The organism is Agriterribacter sp. (assembly GCF_035444585.1).
Lineage (GTDB): Bacteria > Bacteroidota > Bacteroidia > Chitinophagales > Chitinophagaceae > Agriterribacter.
Genome location: NZ_DAOMOZ010000054.1, coordinates 1 through 23,677 on the forward strand (window position 1 = coordinate 1; position 23,677 = coordinate 23,677).

The window sequence follows — 23,677 nt, forward strand, 5'->3', positions numbered from 1 at the left end:
CAATACTGTAGCTGAGATCTGTTTTATTGCTCACGGTGATCAATCCGCTCAGTTGCTGGTTGGTAGCGATAGCCCCGGAAAATTGCACGAGCACATAGTTTTCTGCTTCCTGCACTGCCCGTACCCCCAGTACTTTAAAATCTCCCACGGCGGGAATTTCGACCTGTCTTTCGCCTTTTTCCTTCAACCCCAATGGAGAGCCGTCCCACTGTAGTTTTAAGGAAGATGCACTGGCAGTCCGTTCAATGTTTTCTATTGTAAAGCGATGGATATGGGTGTTTTCATTGTGTTCCCATTTTATTGCGAGGGGTTTGTTCCCGTGCTCAGCAGTCAATAGTTTCTCAACTGTGGCAAACGATTCAATGTCCGCAGTTTCAATTACACCATTCAATACCATCGTTTCTTTTGAATTGCCGGCTACTTTAAGTCCTGTCTCATTTACCAGGAAGCCGGGCTTTACAGCCTGCACATTAAACGTAAAAGTCTTAAAATCGTCGGGTACGTCTGTGGCTTCTGCAAGCTTAAAATGTACTGTATACAATTGTCCTGGTGTAAGGTATTCGTCGGGTTTGAATTCAATGGTCCGGGCATCAACCCAATAGGCTTTGCCTTTTACGGAAGGAGAAAAGGAGAACAAGGGATCTTTGAGGGCTACATTCAACACGTGAGTGGAAGGGACTTCTGTGGCCAGGCGTACCCGTATAACCGCAGCTTTGGAAATAACGCCCGAAGTATAACCGTCAATGTATTTACTGAAAGCCGGATCAATGTCCGTTATTTTTTCTCTGTTATTGCAGGCAAACAACAGCATGGAGATCAATAAAAAAGGAATATGCCATTGTTTATGAAGGATGATGCAGCGCTTGATAATATTCATGATACCGGAAAGGTTTAAGCTTGCGTAAAGCAAAGTAAAAATTTTATATGGAACAAAATGCAGATCTGTGTTTTGGTTAAGTTTAAGATAAATCAACGCTGTTGCTGCCGGCGTACGACTATATCGTATGAAAGCAGGTCATGTCATCACCCAAACCAGGCAAATCTCCTTAAAATTAATAAAGGGCAGTGCCATTGAAAAAGTACCCTGCTTTAAAAACAAACCTTTCATTGTTCCTTCCCCGGGTATGGGCAACACATCGCTGAGCGGTTGCAGCCTGATCTGGTCACTAAAATCCACTTTCCCATTGCCATACCATTTAAAAACCGCTTCTTTTGCGCTCCACAGCAGGGTTAATTTACGAAGAAAAATGTCTTCAGTTGCAGCATGCTGTGCAGTAAATGCGGTGTTTTCTTTCAGGACGGACTGCTCTTCTGCATGCAGGAATTTGTGGCGTACACGGGCAACTTTTGGTGTGGGAATTTCAATATCAATGCCCACGCGTTTTGTACGGCTAACAATGGCAGCGGCATAATCGCCGCAATGTGAAATGGAGAAATGAAAAGCCTCATCGGCCAGGAAAGGCTTTTTGGTGCCGGCGATCCGGATCAATTCGTTGGGGAAGCCGGGAAATAAAAAGCGCAGCAGGTAACGTCCCGCCAGGTGCTGCAGCCGTTTATGCGGATGTGTGATGTCGTGCTGCAACGGAACCTTAGCCAGGAAGAAATCTTCGGGCTCGGTAATATGCCAAACCCCTAATTTTGTTGATCCGTTGATATTATGTTGATAAAATAAAGGCATTACAAAAAGCGAAATCCGAAATTCGCCGCTGAAAGGATTCCGGAAACAAATAAACAAATAAATCAGGGAATGATACTATCTGATACAAGAATACTCGAAGAAATAGAAAAAGGGACCATTAAATTGGTGCCTTACGACAGAGGGTGTTTGGGAAGCAATTCTTACGATGTGCACCTGGGAAAATGGCTGGCCACTTACCGCGAACATATACTGGATGCTAAAAAGCACAATGAGATAGAACATTTTGAAATTCCCGATGAGGGGTTTGTATTATATCCGCATATTTTTTACCTCGGTGCAACGCTTGAATACACAGAAACCCATGCCCACGTACCTTTCCTGGAAGGTAAATCTTCCACCGGCCGCCTGGGTATTGATATACATGCCACTGCCGGCAAGGGTGATGTTGGTTTTTGCGGTAACTGGACGCTGGAAATATCGGTTAAACAACCGGTACGTATTTATAAAGGAATGCCTGTTGGTCAATTGATCTATTTCCCGGTAGATGGCGAAATTGAAGTAAAATACAACCAGAAAAAAAATGCCAAATACAGTGGCCAACCCGAAAAACCTGTTGAGAGCATGATGTGGAAGAACAGGTTTTGAATGTGAGAAATGTGGAAATGAAGAGGGTTACAGGGTTCAGGTTGCAAGGGTGATCAACGTTAAACAATAAACTACAAACCATAAACTCATAAAGTTCGTTTTACCGGACCAACAGCTTCATCACTGCTTCATCACCCATTACCGCATTGGCCGGCCGCGGATGGGTGTCATTAAAAACCTCCAGGTCTGCCTGATCCAATACTTTTGAGGAAGTTTCATCAATATTTCCATCGGAGCCCGTAACGGCCTTCAGATCCAGTTTCAGGTATTTGGCCATAAAAGGGTACATGGCTTTTCGCTTTGACGGGCCATAATCATGCTTTTCATCGGCCAGGTGAACCAGCGCAACACTATTTTCTTTTTTATACAAGCGATAGATCTTCTGCATGAACGGGTATTCTACCGCCGGATTATTCTTCGTCCAGTCATCACCGTCTGAAATCAACAGCATCGGTCGTGGGGCAGCCAATGCAGCGATCTCCACATTATTGGTCTGAAAATCATTTTTCTTATGAATGGGCATACCGCTCTCGCAGGTGCAGCCGCCAAAAAAATGGGCTGATACCATTACGCAGGGTACGGAAACTTTAATGCGTGGGTCGAGCGCCGTTAATAAAAAGGTTTGTGTGCCCCCGCCCGATGCACCCGTTATGCCAATACGTGCGGGATCAACACCGGAAAGAGACAGCAGGAAGTCGAGTGCTCTTGTGCTGTTGATGGTTTGCAATTGCAGCCCTTTTGACAATTTGTGATCGCATTGTTTTGAATCGCCGTAACCGATCATATCCCAGGCAAAAACCACTGCTCCCATCCGGGCAAGCGTGGCGCAACGCATTTGCATCTGTTCGTGGAATCTGCCGTCCGGATCGCTCCAGTGCCCGTGGGGGCACAGAATGCCGGCATACGATTTTTGCGGTGTAAGCGGACGATACAGGTTTCCTGTAACATAAAAACCCGGCAGGCTTTCAAATGCTACATTTTCTACCGTATAGCCATCCATTATCTTTTTGCTGTGCATGATGGGTTCGGATAAAGGTTTTGCCGGCAATGTTTCCAACTGCATGCCTTCGCGTATGCGTGTCCGTATTTGCTCTGCACGGTGCTGCCAGTCGTTTAAAGCAGCAGGCGCATGCTCTTCTAAAAATGCCCTGCCCTGCGCTTCGGTGAAATAAGCGCCTTTACACAATTCGTCCTGGGCGGCGAGGTTGCCTGAGCAGAGCAGGCAAAGAAAGGCAAATGCCGGTATTTTATTCATGTTGATATAGAATGGAATGATACTTTATTCTGAGAATAGCAGGTACAATTTAGGATTTTCTTTCTTAGCATCGAAAGGAATAGAATAAATGAAAATTTTCTGCCGAAAAACCTATTTTTATTAAATCTCCCAGAATTGCGGGTCAGTCAACTCAATAAAAAATCACCAATGAAAGCAAAACCATCAGCAATTCGTTCTTTTTCGGCGATTGGCGCCATAGTGGCATGGTTTGCCGTGATCCTTCAATTATACCTGATCATAGTGAACAGAACTGTTTCCATTCCCGAAACGCTTTTACGCTTTTTTACCTTTTTTACCATACTCAGCAATATATTGGTAGCCATTTCCTTTACTGTGCTTGTACTAAAACCGGCGTTTGAGAATGATAGTTTTTTTTCGCGGGCAGGTGTATTGAGCGCAGTTACTGTATACATTGCTATTGTTGGGGCGGTATACCAGCTTGTTTTACGTCCGCTATGGGATCCGCAGGGGCTGCAGAAAGTGGTTGATGAATTATTGCACAGCTTTACGCCGGTTTATTTTATATTGTTCTGGCTTTTGTATGTGCCCAAATTAACATTGCAATGGCAACACATTTTCTCCTGGCTGCTTTTTCCATTGTGCTATTTGATCATCATTTTGTTGCGTGGGGCCATGGCCGGTTATTATCCTTATCCCTTTGTAAATGTGGCTGAACTGGGGTATGGACAGGTGTTTTTAAACTGCGGCATGGTGCTGATTGCCTTTGTGTTTTTTTCGATACTGCTCATAAGTGCAGGCAAGCTTTCAAAAAAAACGTCTGGTTGAATTCTGAAGCTATTTTAATTCCCTGATCTTCAGGCTTCTGAAGCTTACTTCATCGCCATGGTCCTGCAATAACAACCTTCCTTCTTTTCCCTCACCGAAATTAGGCCGGTTTTTAAATTTACTACCGGCTACCAGTTCGCGGAACGCCTGCGATCCTCTTTCATATTCCAATACTTTTACGCCGTTGAGGTAATGCTCTACATGATTGTTAGGGTATACAACGATCCTCCCTTTATTCCATTCGCCTATGGGCTTCACAAAACGGTCGGTTTTTTTAGCAGGGATCAGATCATATAAGGAAGAAAGCGTTCTGTTGCCCGCTATGCCCATTTTGGCATCGGGATGATTTTTATCATCAAGCACCTGGTATTCCAGTCCAAGTGCCGAACCTACATTATTTTCGGAAAGCGTAACAAAGTATTTCACTCCGCTGTTCCCACCCCGGGAAAGTTTAAATTCAAAAGAAAAATCAAAAGCGCTGTATAAGTCTGCAGTTACAATATCGCCGCCATTAGCAGACTCCTCTCCCTTTGAAGACAGTACGGTAATATTACCATCTGCAATTTTCCATCCTTTTTCGGGGAAGGTCAGCATTTTAGCGCCTCTCCATCCTTTGGAGCTTGCGCCATCGAATAATAATTTCCATCCATTGCTTTTTTCAAATACAGTTAATGTATTGGGTTCATTGCTCACTACAAAAACAGAGGAAGGGAAGGGCGCCGGTGAAAGGTCACCGGTTTGAATGCGGATGTTCTTCCAACGGATCTTTTTTCCCGCATCTTCCGGTTTGTTCCCAATGCTATGCACCTGTAATGCTATAAAGCCCCGTGCATCTGCGTCATCTACCAGGTAGCTGGCGGGCACTCCGTTGATCCATGTTTTGATGGTATTTCCAATACATTCCACTTTTACTTTATTGAACGCACCGCGTTTATATGCTTTTTGTGCCGCCTGGTTCAGATCCAGCGGGTATAGCCAGCCCCTGCGGCCTTCATCATATATCCCGGCAGTCCATGCCCGTGCGGAAGCATCAAGTTCATACTGATAACCATACACTCTGCCCTTTCCATCATTTGCGGCAGGGTTAAAATGGCTCCTGAGCTGTATCCCGGAGTTGGTAACCGTATCCGGCATCAGCACTTCCAGTTCTAAAATAAAGTCGCCGTATTCTTTTTCGGTCACTAAAAAGCTATTGGGGGTAGATGCCACGGTTGTGCCTGTAATAACGCCGTTTTCAATCGAATACTTTGCGCTGCCGCCAAGCTGTTTCCAGCCCTGAAGTGTTTTGCCATTAAAGAGTTTTGTACATTTGGCTTGTTGTGCGTTAACAGAAAGCGAGCTAAAACAAAGAAGAAGAGATGCTGAAAAAAGAAATATATTTTTCATGCCTATACTGGTTTACATTTCCGCTAATATATTTCATAATATCTTATTTTCAACTTTTGAGCGGCAATCTTCAAATATAAACTCCGTTTTCATGCGGTTTAATAATCAATGCAGGAGATTAAATGCCTTGATAAAATATAGCATTAAACCAAATATGCCATCTAATGACGAACTTGCATGGAAGCCAACGGAGAAAAACGGAATTATAAAAATTGCATGCGAATGATTAGCGGGATAACGGTTCTGAAGGCATCATGCGGATAAAATCAGGCAATTTAAGCCCACTCTGCTGTTTATAAGGCAGTATATATACCGTATTGCCTTTTTTATATGAGATAATGGAATTTGGCAGGGCTGCCTGTTCAGAAGAAGACGATTTGTAGTACGTTATCCAGTTTTTCTTGTTAAAAGTATAATTATCTTTTATCGAAAAAGTGATAGTAGACTTCAGGTCAGAAAATATACCGGATGAATGATGTGTTTTTTTGTTTTTATCTTTTTCTCCCGAGCTTAGCCTGATCCCGCTCACAGCAAAAACGTACTGCGCAACTGCAAACATAGCCACCAATATCAGGCTATTTTTAACAATCCTTGACTGTATGTTTTTGTTCGATTTCATTGTTCAGCAAAAATAATGATTTATATTCAGTATTCCCAATACCATTCATCATAAATTTTACATGATATTTAACGTTTATGCAGTAAAAAGGTTACAAGGAAGGTTTTTTCTGAATAAAGGCTTAACTTTCATTAACTTACATCGAAATGCAGGATAATCCTTATCGAAACGACAGAGATGAGATGAGAGATTTACTAAGACAGTTTGAAAATCTCCGCGCCGGGAAAAGCCATGGCTTCCTGGAAGAGGAATCTTTTGAGAAAATCATAGATTATTTTGATGATAAAGATGAAATCGCCCGGGCGCTGGAGGCCGTTGAGCTTGGGGTGGGGCAGTTTCCTTATTCTGCATCGTTGATGGTAAAAAAAGCCGATTTGCTCATTGCTACCCGAAAATACAATGAAGCTCTTGAAATACTGGAAAGAGCCGAGATACTGGACAGCGCGGATATTGATATTTATATTCTCAAAACTGATATTTTTCTGGCGTTAGACCAGCATGAAAAGGCTGTTGAACTTTTGGAGGAGGCTATTCATTCTTTCGAAAGCGAGAATCGTATAAACCTGTTGTTTGAGCTGGCAGATGTATACGATGATTACGAGGAGTTCGACAAAGTGTTTGACTGCCTGGTACACATACTGGAATACGAGCCCAATAATGAGGAAGCGCTGTATAAAATATGTTTCTGGACAGATTTTACGGGCAGGAGTGAAGAAAGCATTCGCTTGCACCAGCATATTATCAATGAATTCCCTTATAATGAACTGGCCTGGTTTAATCTTGGCGCAGCTTATCAGGGACTGAAATTATTTGAAAAATCAATTGATGCGTATAAATATGCCCTTGTGATCAACGAAAAGTTTGATTATGCATACAGGAACATGGCTGATGCATACATCAGGCTAAGAAAATATCGCGATGCTATTGAGGCCCTTGAAAAGGTAATTGAGCTTGCCCGCCCTGAAGATGTGATTTACGAAGCCATTGGTCATTGTTACGACAAACTTAAGCAGTACGCACAGGCAAGGTTTTACTATAAGAAAGCATCCCATCTCAACAGCGACGACAGTAAGCTGTACTATAAAATTGCATGCACCTATATGAATGAGATGTTGCTGAACAAAGCCATGCAATACCTGGAGTCGGCCATACGCATACATCGCATGCAACCCGAATACAATTTGGCCATGGGCGAATGTTTAATGGAACTTGGTAACATAAAGGATGCAATTGTATACTTTTCTAATGCTGTAAAGGCAAAACCCAGGGGAATGGGCGGGTGGGAAGCGCTTATAAGGTGTTTATACAGGGAAGGATTCCTGGAGGAAGCTATAGAACAGGTTAACAATGCGCAGCAGGTTACCGGGGATAAACCTTTGTTCGCCTTTTACAAAAGTGCTGTTTTGTTTGCAATGGGGAAAAGTAAAGAAGGCTTGCTGCTGCTGCAAACGGCAATGGAAAGGGCGCCGCGGCTGCTTAAAAAGTTTATAGAGCTCAATCCCATTATACTTCAAAACCAGCAGGTAGTTGATCTTATCGCCTATTACAAAAGAAAACGTTCCTTCTGAGTTGGAATATACCTGCATAGGGAAAGCAGAATCTTCCTTATTTTTGCGCATTCTTTTAAAACATCTCATCTTTCATGAATTTTAATTTAAGTCAGATACCCGAACGGAAATGTAAACCCCGTCGTTCAGGTATCACAATGGTGATGGATAAAGGCTTAAGTATTGAAGAAACAAAAAATTTTCTAAGCGTCGCTCATCCTTATGTTGATATTGTTAAACTGGGTTTTGGGACTTCATTTGTAATTCCGCAGCTTCGCGAAAAAATTAAAGTATATCAGACGTACGATCTGCCGGTATACTTTGGAGGTACCCTGTTTGAGGCTTTTTTGATCCGGAACCAGTTCCGGGATTATATCAATACCCTCAAAGAATACAATATCTCCTATATGGAAGTGAGCGATGGTTCAATTACAATACCGCATGCCGAAAAATGCGGCTATATTGAAAAGCTCACTAAATACGGCATCGTGTTTAGCGAGGTGGGAAGTAAAGATGCCGAGCATATCATTCCTCCGTATAAATGGATTGAATTGATGAAGAATGAACTGAATGCAGGTTCAACCTATGTAATTGCCGAAGCCCGGGAAGCGGGAAATGTAGGTATTTACAGGGGAACGGGAGAAGTGCGGGAGGGCCTGGTACAGGAAATACTCACCCAGATACCGGAGGAAAGAATTATCTGGGAGGCTCCGCAAAAGGCGCAGCAATTATATTTTATTGAGTTGTTGGGCTGCAATGCCAATCTGGGCAATATTGCTCCCTCAGAGGTTATACCGCTTGAATCAATGCGGGTTGGATTACGGGGAGATACTTTTCATTTGTTTTTAAATAAAGATGATGTGGAATGAAATGGTACGGACTGATAGGTTACCCGCTTGGACATTCTTTTTCAAAAAAATATTTTACGCAAAAGTTTGAGAGGGAGCGATTGAATTGCCGGTTCGAGAATTTTCCTATAGAAAGCATTGAATTGCTTCCGGCAGTATTGAAAAAGAATCCTTTGTTGCTGGGTTTGTGCGTAACCATCCCTTATAAAGAAAAAGTCATTCCTTTTCTTAACGAGTTATCTCCGGATGTTCAGCAAGTTGGCGCATGTAATTCTATCCGGATAAGGAATGGTAAGCTTACCGGGTTCAATACCGATACCACCGGTTTTAAACAGTCGTTGCTGTTGCAACTGCAACCACATCATACCAAAGCATTAATACTTGGTACCGGCGGCGCTTCCAAGGCAGTTGAATATGTGCTGCGGCAATTGGGGATAGCATATACATTTGTAAGCCGTACTGCAAAGCATGGCGTGATTACTTATGAAACGCTCAGCGCGGAAATTGTTAAAAGCCATCCGCTGATAATCAATGCATCTCCGGCAGGCACTTTCCCGGATACAGAAAATTGCCCCGATATACCATATGAAGCAATAGGAAACCAGCACTTCCTTTTTGATTTAATTTATAATCCCGCCAAAACATTATTCCTGAAAAAAGGGGAGGAACGTGGCGCGGCCATACAGAACGGGCACGATATGCTGATTGCGCAGGCCGAAGCCAGTTGGAAGCTGTGGAATGCATAGAGATACATTCTGCAGTGAAGCCTGTTCAATAACTACTTTTTAACAAACTGGAGCAGGCATGGAATCATTGAATTGCAGTTCTTACGCCAGCGCCAATCTGTAATAAATCCCTGACAATTTATTAGACGAATAATTTTATTTGGCGAAATGCACTTACATTTATCCTTCTTAAAAAAAATATTTCAACCACAATGAAGAAAAACTTCCCGCTCTTTATATGTTGCTCCGTGCTCTTTTTTTTATTGGCCTGTAATAAACGCAGTGGCAAGCCACGGGTACTGGTTTTTACCAAAACGGCAGGTTATCATCACCAGTCGATACCTGCGGGTGTTTCCGCCATTCAGAAGCTGGGTGCTGAAAATGATTTTGAGGTAGACACTACATCCGACGCCAATATGTTTGAGGAAGACATATTGCGTAAATATTCCGCGGTTGTTTTTTTAAACACCACAGGGCCCTTGTTCAATACGGTTCAGCGTATTGCGTTTGAACGGTATATACAGGCAGGCGGCGGCTATGTGGGGATACATGCGGCTACTGATGCGGAGTACGACTGGGGCTGGTATACCCGGTTGGCAGGTGCTAATTTTGAAAGCCATCCCCGTCAGCAGGAAGCCAAATTGATAGTGAAAGATAAAAATCATGCATCAACCAAACATTTGCCGGATGTATGGACAAGGAAAGACGAATGGTACAATTTTAAGAAGCTGAGCAAGGATGTTCATGTGCTTATTGCTATTGATGAGAAAAGCTATGAAGGCGGGAAAAACGGAGACAATCATCCTATGGCCTGGTATCACGAATATGACGGGGGAAGGGCGTTTTATACAGAGTTGGGACATACCGACGAATCGTACAGCGATCCCCTGTATTTACAGCATATCCTGGGAGGTATCCAATACGCAATTGGCGGCAATGAGAAGTTAGACTATAGCGGTGTAATCTCCCAATACCCTCCTGATGAAGACAGGTTTACCAAAACACCTTTAATCCAGGCCGGTTTTTTTGAGCCCACCGAAATGACCATCCTCCCTAATTTTGATATACTTGTTACACAGCGCAGGGGAGAGATCATGCTGTATAAAAATGAAACCAGGCAACTGAAGCAGGTTGGTTTTTTAAATGCATACTTTAAAACAAGCACTGCCGGAGCCAATGCCGAGGAGGGTGTTTTGGGCATCAGTAAAGACCCTGATTTCAGTAAAAACCACTGGGTATATATTTTTTACAGTCCCGCAGATACTTCAGTAAACCGCCTTTCCCGGTTTAAATTTGAAAACGATACACTTGACGCAAAAACAGAGCAGGTGATCCTGCAGTTTTATTCGCAGAGAGAAATTTGCTGTCATACCGGCGGCTCTATCGCTTTCGGGCCAGATGGGTTATTGTATGTTTCCGCAGGTGATAATTCCACGCCTTTTAATGAACCCAATCAACCCTATACCAACCAGGGATACGGGCCATTGGATGATCGTCCGGGACATGAGCAATACGATGCCAGGAGAAGTTCAGGTAATACCAATGACCTGCGCGGGAAAATACTCCGGATAAGAGTGAAGGAAGATGGAACATACGAAATACCTGACGGGAATTTGTTTCCCAAAGGGACCGCTAAAACCCGGCCGGAAATATACGTAATGGGTAACCGCAATCCCTACCGTATTTCCGTAGATCAGAAAAATAGTTTCCTGTATTGGGGCGAAGTAGGCCCGGATGCCGGCACCGACAGCTTTGGTGTAAGAGGGCCGCGCGGCTATGACGAGGTGAACCAGGCACGTAAAGCAGGTTTTTTTGGATGGCCGTTGTTCGTAGGAAAAAATTATGCGTATAACCGTTATGATTATGCGACCGGAACTTCGGGAGAAGTATTTGATGCGGAAAAACCATTGAATGAATCGCGTAACAATACCGGCTTAAAAGAATTGCCTGCTGTAGCCCCTCCTTTTATCTGGTACCCGTATGCCGCATCAGCCGATTTTCCACAGGTTGGAACGGGCGGCCGCAACGCTATGGCCGGTCCTGTATATTATACAGATATGTGGCCAGCCAAAACAAGGTTGCCCGACTATTACGATGGTAAATTATTTATTTACGACTGGATAAGAGGATGGATAAAAGCAGTAACGCTGCTGCCAAACGGCGATTTTGATAAGATGGAGCCTTTCATGGAGCATACCAAATGGCATAATGCCATTGATATGGAAGTTGGGCCGGATGGGAGACTGTATGTTTTGGAATATGGAAGCGGTTGGTTTGCAAAAAATGAAGATGCCGGATTGAGCCGGATAGATTATAACGGGGGGAACCGCCCACCTAAAATAGCTGCGATTAAGGTGGATAAAACTTCCGGGGCATTGCCTTTAACGCTTAAAGCTACAGTTGATGCAACAGATCCTGAAAATGATGCCATGACTTATACCTGGGCTACCGGAAGCGGGCAACCGAAGGAAACTCCGTCGCCTGAAGCTGAGCTTGTGTTGGATAAGCCCGGAGACTATTCGGTATCTGTGGAAGTGAAAGATAAGAAAGGCGCAACTTCAAAGAGCAATGTAATAAATGTATATGCGGGCAACACTGCGCCCGAAGTAACTGTTCAGGTTGCGGGGAACCAGTCTTTTTATTTCCCCGGCAAGCCTGTAAACTATACTGTTACGGTTAATGATAAGGAAGAAGGAAGTGTTATTGATAAAGATAATCTTTATGTTACAGCCGATTTTCTGGAAGGCGCTGATAAAGCGGCAATTCCCCAGGGGCATCAAGCTGCTGCGGCAACCGTAAGCGGAAGAAGCATCATGCTTTCGCTGGATTGTAAAACCTGCCATAAAACAGATGAAAAATCCATCGGCCCGTCTTTTACTGAAGTTGCGAAACGCTATCATAAAAATGGAGATGCCGTAACATATCTTACCGGTAAAATCATTAAAGGCGGTAGCGGTGCATGGGGAGAAGTGGCAATGGCGGCGCATCCCAACCTGCCGGAAGATGATGCGAAACAAATTGTGCAGTGGATCCTTACGCTGGCAAATCCGGGCGCAGCTAAAAAATCATTACCCGAAAAGGGTTCAATTCCTGTTAAAGCGGTAAAAGAAAATGAAGCCTTATATATTTCTGCCACTTACACAGATAAAGGGGGCGCTTCAATAAAACCGCTTTCGGGAGAAGCCGCTTTTGCATTGCGCAGCAGTAAATTAACTTTTGGCGGAGTAACGCATATGGATGCATACCGTACGGTTAATACCGGCGGGATGAGGTTTATGGTAGCGCCCAATGACAAGCAGGGCTGGTTCAGCATTGACAGCATAGACCTGCACAGGGTAAATGGTGCGGAGCTGCTGGCAGGCTGGCAGGACAGTAAAGATGCTCCTAAAACCGGATATGTGTTTGAATTAAGGCTGGACGCGCCCGACGGCAAAAAGATAGCGGAGGGGATCCTTGACGCTTCCGCAGTTAATGACAGGCAAAAAATGACCAAACTGAAATTCAGCTTTGAAACAATTACCGATCCTAAAAAACAAAATCTTTATATACTTAGCCGGCCAAAAGATAAAAATGACGACAGCACCATAGGAGTGGGGCTGCTGGAACTGACAGCAAAGTAGGGGGAGGTGAATTGTGAATAGTGAATAGTGAGTGGTGAGCAACTGAAAAGCAGGAATTACGTCCTGCTTTTTGCTTTTCTTTTTGCATACAGGTAATTAACAGCGAGTACTCCTGCAAGTATAAGCAGTCCAAAAAACTCTCTCGTGTCTTCTATCCAGGGCGTTTCGGCTTTCATGGCTGCCGCAATGTTTTCCGCATGGTGTTTTGTTAACCAGTCCCATGCACCATCTTTTTCGAGTAGCTTATACAGTCCATATAATACATATGTTCCTATTCCCAGCAGGCAGGCACGCGGGTAGTACTTTCCGCGGAAAGCCAGCCAGCACAGCACTGCGCCATACAGGTATATGGGTATCCACAACCAGGGGTCGGGATCATTGTATTGTAGTGCCGCTGAAATAGTGAACAGAATGCAGAAAGTGATATTGAGTATTTTCATAACTGCAATATAAAAATATAATCGCTTCATCCGCAATTCATCAGTACTGTTAAACATATAATCAATATTTTTACCAAAACAAAAAGACAATGAAAAGTTTCTTTCATTATGTTGCCGGGTTAGAACGTGTTGGTATACATGTTGCCCGCATAGGGTTAGTAATTGTTTTGGTGTGGATCGGAGGATTAAAGGCTTTCAGGTATGAGGCTGCGGGTATTGTGCCTTTTGTGGCCAACAGTCCCACAATGAACTTCTTTTATAAATATGATGCACCGGAATATAAAAAGCATATGAATAAAGAAGGCGAATATAAGCCGGAAAATATTGCATGGCATCAGCAAAACCATACGTATACTTTTTCCTACGGACTGGGAGCAGTTATTGTTCTTATCGGCATTCTTATTGCGTTGTATCCTGTATTTCCCGGTGTTTCTGCCGTAGGCAGTTTTTTATGCTTTGGGATGTCGCTGGTAACGCTTTCGTTTTTAATAACTACTCCTGAAACCTGGGTGCCTGCATTAGGCGATGCTGAGCATGGGTTCCCTTATTTAAGCGGTGCCGGCCGGCTTGTAATAAAAGATGTGATCATGATGGGCGCAAGTATGGTAACTATGGCACAGGCGGCAAAGGTTCATTTAAATAAAAGATAAATCCGAAGGTCAAAATCCGAAATTCGAAGCGAAATGCAACCCCTCACGTTGTAACCTGCAACCTGTAACCAATTTTAAAAATTATAGCCCATCGTAAAAAATGCTTTACTGCCATAAGGCGAGCGCGACTCCTGCAGTACATCATATTGAAGCATGAGCAGTAATGCGCCGTTCCCGCCGGTTGGAATGGCAGCACCGCCTCCAAGTAACAGGGACGGAACGAACTGACCTTTTAATTTTTCAGCAGGACTATTGTCGGGGTATTTTATAGATCCCCAGCTATAATTCAGCTCAGGCTGGGCCTGGAGCAATATATAAGGGATGGGATATACTCTTCCGAAGATATTTAAACCGGTATATCCAAGACTGGTTTTTTCATTGGAAAGGTTTTTATAGCTGTAATAGTTGAAGTTAATGCCGGCGCCTGCTGCAAAATGAGTGTTAAACCGGTAACCCACCTGGGGCGAAACAATTATTGATGACGTATTGCTGCCAAACCCCAGTCCAAAATTGCCACCGAAAAATAATTTCGATTTGTCGAATCTTTTTGGTGCTGTTTCTTCGGGCTCATCCTGTGAATAAGCTGTTTGGATCATTGATGCAGCGGCGAACAATAGTAAGAATATTATTTTTTTCATCAGTGAAACATTTACCGGCGTTTAAATATTCCTGTAAAAATCGCGAATCACTTTCATATTCCTTGTTAAAAAACAGAAAGGCTTTTTTCTATAATGCCTGCACATTCTTTTACCTGTTCAGCTGTGATCACCAGAGGCGGAGCCAATCTTATTTTATCTCCGTGAGTGGGTTTAGCCAGCAAGCCGTTTTCTTTTAGCTCCATGCAAAGCCGCCATGCCGCATCGGCATCGGTATGCCGGATAACGATAGCATTCAGTAAGCCTTTACCGCGAATGGCATGAATATGCGGCGAGTTGATCCTCCTGAGTGCGGTTCGCAGCAAAACGCCCATTTGTTCAGCATTTTCAGCCATTTTTTCTTCTTTTAAAACCGACAGCGCTTCTATGGCTACCTTGCAGGCAAGCGGATTCCCTCCGAAGGTTGAACCATGTTCACCGGGCTGTATAGTAAGCATAACTTCGTCGCTGGTCAATACTGCGCTTACAGGTAATGCGCCTCCGCTTAGCGCCTTTCCAAGTAAAAGTATATCGGGAACAACTCCTTCGTGATCGCAGCACAAAAGCTTACCCGTACGGCATAACCCTGTTTGAATTTCATCGGCGATGAATAATGCTTTATTCTCTTCACAAAGCTCTTTTGCTTTTTTTAAGTAGCCTTCATCCGGAACCGCCACGCCGGCCTCACCCTGTATGGGTTCAACCAAAAAGCCTGCAACATTTTTATCCTGCAAAGCAGCGCCGAGTGCTGCAATATCATTGTAAGGAATGATTTCAAAGCCGGGAGTAAAAGGACCAAATTGCTTTGTTGATGACGCATCGGTGCTGAAAGAAATAACGGAGAGCGTGCGCCCATGGAAGTTATTTGCGCAAACAATGATCCTGGCTTTGTTTTCAGGTATGCCTTTTATTTTATACCCCCATCGCCTGCAAAGCTTGAGCGCTGTTTCTACAGCTTCAACACCTGTGTTCATGGGCAACACTTTATCGTACCCGAAATATCCGGTAATGAACGCTTCAAATTCTCCAAGTACATTGTTGTGAAATGCTCTTGAAGTAAGCGTGAGTTGCTGCGCCTGCAAAATGAGTGCATTAATGATGCGTGGATGACAATGCCCCTGGTTAACTGCCGAATATCCGCTGAGAAAGTCGTAATAGCGGTTGTTATCAATATCCCAGACAAATACGCCTTTTCCCCGGTTAAGCACTACAGGAATGGGATGATAATTATGAGCGCCATATTTTTCTTCAAGCGTTAAATAATAAATTGTTTTTTCAGAAAGTGATACAGTAGCTGACATGGTAAATATTGTTTAAGGGTTTAGCACCTGAACAAATTGGTATGAAAAGAAAGGGGAGATCACCGCCGGCTGGTTGAAAACTTACCGCCGTTACTGATGATCGAGAAAATCAAGATTACGATCCAGGAAGGATAATATGTATATCCGGATTGTGATAGTACGTGGTTTGTGCTGCAAGATACGAATAGTTTGGAAGTTTGTCGGTACAAGTTGCAGGGCAAAAGTACAGGTACAGCACGTGTAACCTGAATCCGTTCCGGGTCTGAAGGTTTAAATTTCGATATCGAACGAATACAACGATAAATAAAAAACTAAAAACCATAAATTCCCGATTCCGGAATCCGAAGTGATGTTTAACCATAAACAATAAGCCGGGGTCTAAAATGAAGATCTCTGCAACCTGCATCCCGGAATCTGCAACCGCCTGTTTTACTGTATTATTTTCTGCGTATAATTTTCATCCCACTTCAATTCAGGCACTTTGTTTTTGCTGAATATGCCATACACTGCAGATCCGCTGCCTGTAAGCGATGCATACAGCGCACCATGAGCGCAGAGCCTTTTTTTAACCTTTTCTATCTGCGGGTATTCGCGGAATACCGGTGCTTCAAAATCATTCACCAATTCATCTTGCCACGTTTCCACAGGTTGCTGAACAATGCTTTTAACCGGTTTGGCGTGTTGCGCGGGTTTAAGTTTGGAAAATGCCCATGCGGTGTCAATATGGATCGCGGGATGCACGATCAAAAATGAATATGGAGAAAGGCTGAGTGTGATCATTTCCATTTTTTCCCCGCGTTTCGTTGCATAACAGGGTTGGTTGATGATAAAAAACGGACAATCGCTGCCCAACTGCAATGCGTATTCACCAAGCTGTTCTATTGAAAGGTTGAGGTTGAACTTTTTGTTGATCAGCATTAAAGTAAATGCACCGTTGGCCGATCCGCCACCAAGGCCCGCACCTGTAGGAATGGTTTTATGGAGATGCATGCTAACCGGGGGAATACGGGAAAAATCTTTTTTGAGCAGGTGATAGGCTTTCAAACAGATATTATCTGATACATTTCCCGGAACCGGAAGTCCGGAGCATGAAAACTGTACAGGTGCCGCAGGCGAAGCGAAAAAGGTGCCTGCGGGCTGCGGGGTCAGTTCTACAGCATCGTGCCAGTTCAGGGGATAAAAAACGGTTTCTATATTATGGTATGCGTCCGCTCTTTTGGAAACGATGTTAAGACCTATATTGATTTTGCAATTGGGAAAAAGAACCACAGCAGATTATAGTTTGATGAGGTTGAGCTTAACTAATATTTCTTTTTCCTGTGATTGATTTCGTCGCGAATGGCAATTGCCCTGAGGTAATCTTCCTGTTCAAGTACTTCGCCCAGTAACTGATTGAGTTCTTCCAACGACATGGCTTTCAGGTCATCTTTTGAACCTGTTTCTTTCACCAGTTGTTGGTCTTCTTCCGTCTTTTTCTTTTTGCCCGAATCTTCCATCAGTATACCGGCACTTTCCAGGATATGCTCGTAAGTATAAATAGGGCACCCAAAACGAACCGCCAGGGCCAATGCGTCGGAAGTGCGCGAATCTATTTCAACCGTATCGTGTTCATTGCTGCACAAAAGTTTCGAATAAAATATGCCTTCCTGCAGGTCGCTGATGATAATTTCATGAAGTTCAATATTAAATGCCATCATGAAGTTTTTCATCAGGTCGTGTGTTAACGGCCTGCTGGGCTGCATTCTTTCCAAAGCCACTGCAATGGCCTGGGCTTCAAATCCCCCAATTACAATGTGCAGGCGCCTTAACCCGTTTGTTTCACCCAGTACAACGGCATAAGAGTGTGTCTGAGTAATGCTGTGCGATAATGCTACTATTTCCAGTTCTATTTTCTTCATATTCTGCTGCGAATGTACAAGAATTTTGTAAAACAGGTAGTCCTCCGCGGGCATTAAAAAAGCCGCCCCGGTTTAAACCGGGGCGGTGTGTAAGGAACGTGTTTTCTCATGCTACGCCTTTCAGCTCTTTAACTTCTTCTATTATTTTGGGCAATACTTCAAAAGCATCGCCAACAATTCCGTAATCGGCAGCTTTAAAAAAGGGTGCTTCGGGATCTTTATTGATAACAACAATTGTTTTGCTTCTGTTTACACCTGCCAGGTGTTGTATAGCACCCGAAATGCCAATGGCAATATATAAATTGGGTGCTATCGCCAGTCCTGTTTGTCCTACATGTTCGTGGTGGGGGCGCCAGTGGGCATCTGCAACCGGCCGGCTGCATGCAGTAGCGGCTCCCAGCAGTTTAGCCAGCTCTTCAATCATCCCCCAGTTTTCAGGTCCCTTTAATCCACGTCCTCCGCTTACCACCACTTCTGCTTCACTCAGGGGTACTTCTCCCTTCACTTTATTGGTTGATATAACCTTTATTTTGGTTGCATCCACGACGGGCTTAAACGGAATAATTTCTGCGTTCCCATCCCCGGAAGCTGTTACGGGAAATGAATTGGCATTTAGTGTAATGATCCTGATCTCGGTATTAAGGGCAATATTGGCAAAAGCTTTTCCTGAAAACACCGATTTTTTTACAACAAAGCCATTTGCTGTGTCGGGAAGTGCTGTTGCGCCTGCTACCAGAGCTGCTTTTAGCCGGGCTGATAAACGCGGCGCAATTGTTTTGCCATCTGCGTTGTTGGAAAATACGATCATTTTGGCGCCGGTTGCCTCAGCTGCCTGTGCCAGTACACTCGTAAATACCTGTGCATCGAGGTGATCCAGCTGGGGATCGGGCGCATGATGTATTTTTTTTACACCATATTGGCCCAGCGCGGTCAGATCGTCATGTACGGAACCTAATACAATGCCTTCGGCAGGCACTGCCAACTGTGCGGCCAGTTTTGAACCATAGCAAAGCGCTTCAAAAGATGCTTTCTTGATATGTCCTTCCGATTGATCTATAAATATGAGTACCGACATTGTAAATTTGAGATTGGGGATTTGAAATTTTAAATTTGTTGGGGAATGTTTAAATTACTTTTGCTTCTTCGTGCAGTAACCTTACCAACTCACCCGGATTGTCGGCAGGTATGAGTTTTACGCCTGCTTTCGCAGGTGGTAGCTCAAAATTTACAATGCCCGTTAAGCTTTCGGCGGCTACAGGTTCTACTATTTTTAACGGTTTGGTTCTGGCAGCCATAATACCGCGCATATTGGGGATCCTTGCTTCAGCCATTCCCTTCTGACAGCTTACCACCACTGGCGTATTTACTTCGCATACTTCCTCTCCCCCTTCAATCTCGCGTGTAATCGTTGCTGTATTTCCATTCAATTCGAAATGTGTAGCCAAAGCAACATAGGGCATATCCAGCAATTCTGCTACCATACCGCCAACAGAAGATCCGTTATAATCAATGGTTTCCTTACCTGTAAACACAAGATCATAACTGCCCTGCCGGGCAATTTCGGCTATTTGAGAGGCAACAAAAAAGCTGTCACGGCTGTCGGCATTCACGCGAATGGCTTCATCTCCTCCCAATGCCAGGGCTTTGCGTATAACAGGTTCCGCATCGGCACCCGCCACGGTTACCAGGTGCAGTGCAACAGTACTGTCTTTCTCTTTGAGCTCAATAGCCCTTACAAGTGCATACCACTCGTCGTACGGATTAATGATCCATTGTACACCGGCAGTAGCGAATTGGGTATTGTTATCGGTGAAAGCAATTTTTGCAGTAGTGTCGGGAGATTTGCTGATACAAACCAGTATTTTCATCTGTTTTTGATTTTTATTTTAGGTCAGGTAACCTGCATATACATAGGAACGGTCAATTGATCAATTGTCTGCGGTATATAAAGTTGTTTATGCAACTATTTATATATTGCAAATATAATAAGTGATTTTATGATTCCAGGAAGAATTTTAGAAATTGTTTTTCCTGACTTTCTTTAAATCTTCAAAAGAAGAGGTTCTGTGCTACTTGTGCCGATTAGCCTCTTCAAAAATGGGCCGTATGCTGATTTTATTGGTGTTTGTACAGTAAACAAAATTGTATAAGCCGTAATTTACAGCTTTATCAGTTTATGTATTGTTTCTTTCCCACTGTACTGCACTTTTAGCATATATATACCCTGCTGAAGATTTGCGATATTCAGTTCCTGGTATCCATTTACATTTTGCCATTGTTTAAATATTTGTCCGGTGGCACTGTAAATGGTTACTTTTTCTGCCTTTTCTATTCCTTTTAATATTATAAAATTATTGGCAGGGTTAGGTACTATCGTTAATATGCCGCTGGTTTTTATCCTTGCGCTCGCGACATCACTATATGTAAACTTTCCATCTGAGTCTACCTGTTTGATCCGGTAAAAATTTATGCCATTTACCGCCGAATAATCTGTTGCACTATAACTGTGTTTGCCAGGTGTATTTGCTGACGGACGGGTCCCGATTTGTTCAAAATCTTTGCCATCAGTACTTCTTTCAATTTCAAAATGAGCTGTATTTTGTTCGTTTTCTGTTTCCCATCGCAAACAAATATTGTCTGAACAATTCACTGCTGTAAAATCCAGCCAGGTAAGAGGTAGTATGATGCTGTTGCTCACATCAACCGGGCTACTGTAAAGGGTCAATTGGTCAGCCAGATCATTGGTAACTTCCACCCAATATTTTCCTCCTTCACCTACCGCAAAAGTCGAGTCTCCTTTAAGCGTTTCCAGCAATACACTGTCTTTGTAAATGTAGTAGGTGTTATTTGCAAGATTTCCTCCTGCCGTAAGCGAAAGTTCTGAACTTTTATAATTAAGCGTAAGTTGTTTTTGATTGGAATACGCATAATCAGTAAACATAGATAGAATATTTTGTTGCCCTACGCATTCCATACCATCAAATGTAAACTGGTTATTGCTTAACTGCAAGAACTGTAAATCGGGTAAACTGCAGAGCCCGTCAGGTATACTTCCTGTAAGCTGATTATTCATAAGGTTTAAATGTACAAGCCTGTTCAGATTCTTAAATGAGGGTGGTATCGAGCCGGTGAGTTGGTTGCTGTCAAGTTCGAGTGATTGTAATCCGGGCATATTCCCCAAAGAAGCAGGAATTTGTCCTGTCAGAGAATTGTTGCTGAGGTTAATGTGGACCATGGTAGTATTATTACTCAAATCAGAAGGTATTTCGCCGGACAGATTGTTTGAACTTAGATCAAGCATAAAACATATAACGGGTGCCAAACCCAAAGGTATTTCGCCGGTCAACTCGTTGTTATTTAATCTGAGTTCTATCAGGTTACGTATCCTTGCTAATCGTGGAGGAATGGTGCCACTAAGTTGGTTAAAGCTAAAATTCAGTATTTTGACCTGGATGTCGCCAAGCCCCCCCGAAATGCTTCCGGTTAACTGATTGTGGTTTAACAGCAATTCAGAAAGGCGGGTAAGTTTACGTAAAGATTCAGGTATGGTTCCGGTTAGCTTATTGTGATTGAGATGAACCTCACTTAGAGTAGTAGCGTTGCCAAGTTCATCGGGAATATTGCCTGTTATTTGATTGTAACTCAGGTGGAGGAACCTGAGTTTTGGTAAGCTTCCGATACTGGCGGGAATCGTTCCCTGTATATTATTTTTACTCAAAAAAATGCCGGTAATTGCCGAAAGATTTCCTAAAGAAGAGGGGAGCGCCCCGCCTAGCTCGTTATTAACCAGGGCAAGTCCTGTAACTCTTTTATCAGTTACAGAAACACCATACCATTCCCGTACTTCTTTATTAAGCCAGTTATTATTGTTTTTCCAACCAGGTCCGTTGGTACTATTATATAAATCGACGAGGGCAAGACTATCCTCTGCATTTATCTGGGCTGAGACTGAGTAATTTAAAATTATGAAACAAAAAGTAAGGGATTTAACAATTTTCACAGCGATTCAGGAATTGGAGTGACCGGGTTATTAAATTAAAACGATCTATCAGCAAAAAACATGCAAATTATTCGGCAAAACATAAAATCAGGATTGATTTCGGTTAAAAATGGAGATATTTGTTGAAAAGGAATGAACAAAGATCTTGTTGACCGCCTCATAAAACTTTGAAATGCGTTGAGTTAAGTATGAAATTTATTTATGCTTAATTTTAAATACAGATGTTCAAAAATCTTAAAAGTTGAAAAATCCAGAACGTATTGATTCATTGTTGCTTTTGTTGGAAAGATCGAAAGATGACAGTTTTTTAAAGCATGCTCTTGCTTTAGAGTATATAAAAAAGAACAATGATACGGAAGCAAGGAAGCTATTGGAGAGCGTATTGGAAAACGACCCCGCTTATGTAGGTTCATATTATCAGTTGGCTAAATTGCTTGAGCGTGCGGGAGATGCTGAGGCTGCATTGAAATGGTACGAACGAGGCATGACAACGGCGCTACAATCGGGGAACCAACGGACTTTTAATGAGTTACGGGCTGCTTATGAAGAATTAAAATTTGAGTAACTGATTCAATTATTCTGTAAGGGGTTTAAAAGTAACTATGAATGATTTATTACAATTGTTTAAAAACAACATTCGAAAAGAAAAACTTTTTAACTCCGGCGATTTATTGTTGCTTGCCGTAAGCGGTGGAGTAGATTCCGTAGTGTTATGCGAGCTCTGCCACTTATCAGCATTCCGGTTCATTATCGCTCATTGTAACTTTCAGCTAAGGGGGGACGAAAGTGAGCGGGATGAGCATTTTGTGAAAGAATTGTCAGTGCATTATGGGGCAGAAATATTTATAAAGCGTTTTAATACGGAAGCGTTTGCTTTGCAAAGTAAAATGTCTATACAGCTTGCAGCGAGAGTACTGAGGTATCAATGGTTTGATGATCTTGCAATAGCTTTGAAGGCTGAAAAAGATATTCCGGTACAAATCCTTACTGCCCATCACGCCGATGATAACATGGAGACAGTACTGATGAACTTTTTTAAGGGAACGGGCGTTGCTGGTATGAGAGGTATGCAATTCAAAGCGGGTAAGATCGTGAGACCCTTGTTATTTGCCGGGAAACAAGATTTAATTGCTTTTGCAAAAGAAAGGCAATTGAGTTTTGTAGAAGATTCGAGCAACAATTTGGATAAATATTCCCGTAATTATCTGCGGCATCAGTTATTGCCGATCATTCAGGAAATTTACCCGTCTGCCCGGGCAAATATAATTGCCAATATTGACCGTTTTCGTGAAATTGAGCTACTGTATTTGCAATCCATTACAGTTCACAAAAAAAAATTGCTGGAAGAAAGAGGTGATGAAGTATTTATACCCGTATGCAAACTTTCTAAGACTGTACCTTTAACGACAGTGTTATTTGAAATCATAAAAAACTACGGCTTTACAGCAAAGCAAATCAAAGATGCGGTTTCGCTTTTGTATGCAGGAACGGGAAAATTTATATTGTCTTCAACGCACAGGATGCTCCGGAACCGGAACTGGTTGGTTATATCTCCGTTAAAGCCAATCCCTGCACAAATGGTATTGATCCATGAAGGAGACACTGAAGTGGCGTTTGAAGGGGGAAAATTGTACATGACAATGCGAAAGGTGAGCGGCGAAA

21 protein-coding genes and 1 pseudogene are annotated in these 23,677 nt (G+C 43.0%); 9 read left to right on the plus strand and 13 right to left on the minus strand.

Annotated features, from left to right (window positions below):
* Positions 1 to 877: pseudogene (locus PLH26_RS08015) on the minus strand (Ig-like domain-containing protein); the annotation flags it as partial.
* Positions 878 to 1,015: 138 nt separating this feature from the next.
* The gene (locus PLH26_RS08020) at positions 1,016 to 1,678 is read right to left on the minus strand and encodes a 4'-phosphopantetheinyl transferase family protein (RefSeq protein WP_324585490.1); all 663 of its coding nucleotides are present in this window, start codon (positions 1,676 to 1,678) and stop codon (positions 1,016 to 1,018) included.
* A gap of 69 nt (positions 1,679 to 1,747) precedes the next feature.
* Here PLH26_RS08020 and dcd point away from each other — a divergent pair, with 69 nt between their 5' ends.
* Positions 1,748 to 2,284 carry a dCTP deaminase gene (gene dcd / locus PLH26_RS08025; RefSeq protein ID WP_324585491.1) on the plus strand — a complete coding sequence of 179 codons (537 nt, stop codon included), beginning with the start codon at positions 1,748 to 1,750 and terminating at the stop codon, positions 2,282 to 2,284.
* 100 nt (positions 2,285 to 2,384) lie between these two features.
* On the opposite strand, the gene PLH26_RS08030 is transcribed toward dcd, so the two are convergent.
* Positions 2,385 to 3,539 (minus strand): alpha/beta hydrolase family protein, encoded by a 1,155-nt coding sequence (locus tag PLH26_RS08030; protein WP_324585492.1) that lies wholly within the window; start codon positions 3,537 to 3,539, stop codon positions 2,385 to 2,387.
* Positions 3,540 to 3,707: 168 nt separating this feature from the next.
* Between PLH26_RS08030 and PLH26_RS08035 the strand changes: the two genes are divergently transcribed.
* Entirely contained in the window at positions 3,708 to 4,346 is a 639-nt protein-coding gene (locus PLH26_RS08035) for a Pr6Pr family membrane protein (RefSeq protein WP_324585493.1), read from the plus strand.
* A 9-nt stretch (positions 4,347 to 4,355) separates the two neighbouring features.
* On the opposite strand, the gene PLH26_RS08040 is transcribed toward PLH26_RS08035, so the two are convergent.
* A complete protein-coding gene (locus PLH26_RS08040; RefSeq protein WP_324585494.1) occupies positions 4,356 to 5,732 on the minus strand; it encodes a 3-keto-disaccharide hydrolase in 1,377 nt (458 codons plus the stop codon).
* A 226-nt stretch (positions 5,733 to 5,958) separates the two neighbouring features.
* Positions 5,959 to 6,351 carry a hypothetical protein gene (locus PLH26_RS08045; protein WP_324585495.1) on the minus strand — a complete coding sequence of 131 codons (393 nt, stop codon included), beginning with the start codon at positions 6,349 to 6,351 and terminating at the stop codon, positions 5,959 to 5,961.
* A gap of 146 nt (positions 6,352 to 6,497) precedes the next feature.
* Here PLH26_RS08045 and PLH26_RS08050 point away from each other — a divergent pair, with 146 nt between their 5' ends.
* The 4 genes from PLH26_RS08050 (at position 6,498) to PLH26_RS08065 (ending at position 13,091) form a co-directional block, all read left to right on the plus strand.
* On the plus strand, positions 6,498 to 7,919 hold the full coding sequence (locus PLH26_RS08050) for a tetratricopeptide repeat protein (protein WP_324585496.1): 1,422 nt from the start codon (positions 6,498 to 6,500) through the stop codon (positions 7,917 to 7,919).
* 74 nt (positions 7,920 to 7,993) lie between these two features.
* Entirely contained in the window at positions 7,994 to 8,767 is a 774-nt protein-coding gene (locus PLH26_RS08055; RefSeq protein ID WP_324585497.1) for a phosphosulfolactate synthase, read from the plus strand.
* Positions 8,764 to 9,492 (plus strand): shikimate dehydrogenase family protein, encoded by a 729-nt coding sequence (locus tag PLH26_RS08060; protein ID WP_324585498.1) that lies wholly within the window; start codon positions 8,764 to 8,766, stop codon positions 9,490 to 9,492. The genes PLH26_RS08055 and PLH26_RS08060 overlap by 4 nt, the downstream gene beginning before the upstream one ends.
* Positions 9,493 to 9,683: 191 nt before the next feature.
* The gene (locus tag PLH26_RS08065) at positions 9,684 to 13,091 is read left to right on the plus strand and encodes a ThuA domain-containing protein (RefSeq protein ID WP_324585499.1); all 3,408 of its coding nucleotides are present in this window, start codon (positions 9,684 to 9,686) and stop codon (positions 13,089 to 13,091) included.
* A gap of 56 nt (positions 13,092 to 13,147) precedes the next feature.
* Here PLH26_RS08065 and PLH26_RS08070 read toward each other — a convergent pair whose 3' ends face one another.
* Entirely contained in the window at positions 13,148 to 13,588 is a 441-nt protein-coding gene (locus tag PLH26_RS08070; RefSeq protein ID WP_324585500.1) for a transmembrane 220 family protein, read from the minus strand.
* A gap of 32 nt (positions 13,589 to 13,620) precedes the next feature.
* Between PLH26_RS08070 and PLH26_RS08075 the strand changes: the two genes are divergently transcribed.
* A complete protein-coding gene (locus PLH26_RS08075) occupies positions 13,621 to 14,181 on the plus strand; it encodes a DUF417 family protein (protein WP_324585501.1) in 561 nt (186 codons plus the stop codon).
* Positions 14,182 to 14,255: 74 nt separating this feature from the next.
* Here the strand turns inward: PLH26_RS08075 and PLH26_RS08080 are convergent, their stop codons facing one another.
* The 7 genes from PLH26_RS08080 to PLH26_RS08110 form a co-directional block, all read right to left on the minus strand.
* On the minus strand, positions 14,256 to 14,819 hold the full coding sequence (locus PLH26_RS08080; RefSeq protein ID WP_324585502.1) for a hypothetical protein: 564 nt from the start codon (positions 14,817 to 14,819) through the stop codon (positions 14,256 to 14,258).
* A 65-nt stretch (positions 14,820 to 14,884) separates the two neighbouring features.
* Positions 14,885 to 16,117 (minus strand): ornithine--oxo-acid transaminase, encoded by a 1,233-nt coding sequence (rocD, locus tag PLH26_RS08085; RefSeq protein ID WP_324585503.1) that lies wholly within the window; start codon positions 16,115 to 16,117, stop codon positions 14,885 to 14,887.
* Between the two features lie 429 nt (positions 16,118 to 16,546).
* The gene (gene ispE / locus PLH26_RS08090) at positions 16,547 to 17,386 is read right to left on the minus strand and encodes a 4-(cytidine 5'-diphospho)-2-C-methyl-D-erythritol kinase (RefSeq protein ID WP_324585504.1); all 840 of its coding nucleotides are present in this window, start codon (positions 17,384 to 17,386) and stop codon (positions 16,547 to 16,549) included.
* Positions 17,387 to 17,418: 32 nt separating this feature from the next.
* A complete protein-coding gene (locus PLH26_RS08095) occupies positions 17,419 to 18,015 on the minus strand; it encodes a bifunctional nuclease family protein (RefSeq protein ID WP_324585505.1) in 597 nt (198 codons plus the stop codon).
* Positions 18,016 to 18,121: 106 nt separating this feature from the next.
* The gene (locus tag PLH26_RS08100) at positions 18,122 to 19,090 is read right to left on the minus strand and encodes an electron transfer flavoprotein subunit alpha/FixB family protein (RefSeq protein ID WP_324585506.1); all 969 of its coding nucleotides are present in this window, start codon (positions 19,088 to 19,090) and stop codon (positions 18,122 to 18,124) included.
* Positions 19,091 to 19,139: 49 nt separating this feature from the next.
* A complete protein-coding gene (locus tag PLH26_RS08105) occupies positions 19,140 to 19,883 on the minus strand; it encodes an electron transfer flavoprotein subunit beta/FixA family protein (RefSeq protein WP_324585507.1) in 744 nt (247 codons plus the stop codon).
* Positions 19,884 to 20,173: 290 nt separating this feature from the next.
* Positions 20,174 to 22,015, minus strand: a complete 1,842-nt coding sequence (locus PLH26_RS08110) for a T9SS type A sorting domain-containing protein (RefSeq protein WP_324585508.1) — start codon at positions 22,013 to 22,015, stop codon at positions 20,174 to 20,176.
* 241 nt (positions 22,016 to 22,256) lie between these two features.
* Here PLH26_RS08110 and PLH26_RS08115 point away from each other — a divergent pair, with 241 nt between their 5' ends.
* Both PLH26_RS08115 and tilS read left to right on the plus strand, forming a co-directional pair.
* Positions 22,257 to 22,580 (plus strand): tetratricopeptide repeat protein, encoded by a 324-nt coding sequence (locus PLH26_RS08115; protein ID WP_324585509.1) that lies wholly within the window; start codon positions 22,257 to 22,259, stop codon positions 22,578 to 22,580.
* Between the two features lie 37 nt (positions 22,581 to 22,617).
* On the plus strand, positions 22,618 to 23,677 hold a 1,060-nt coding region (gene tilS, locus PLH26_RS08120; protein WP_324585510.1), incomplete at its 3' end, for a tRNA lysidine(34) synthetase TilS.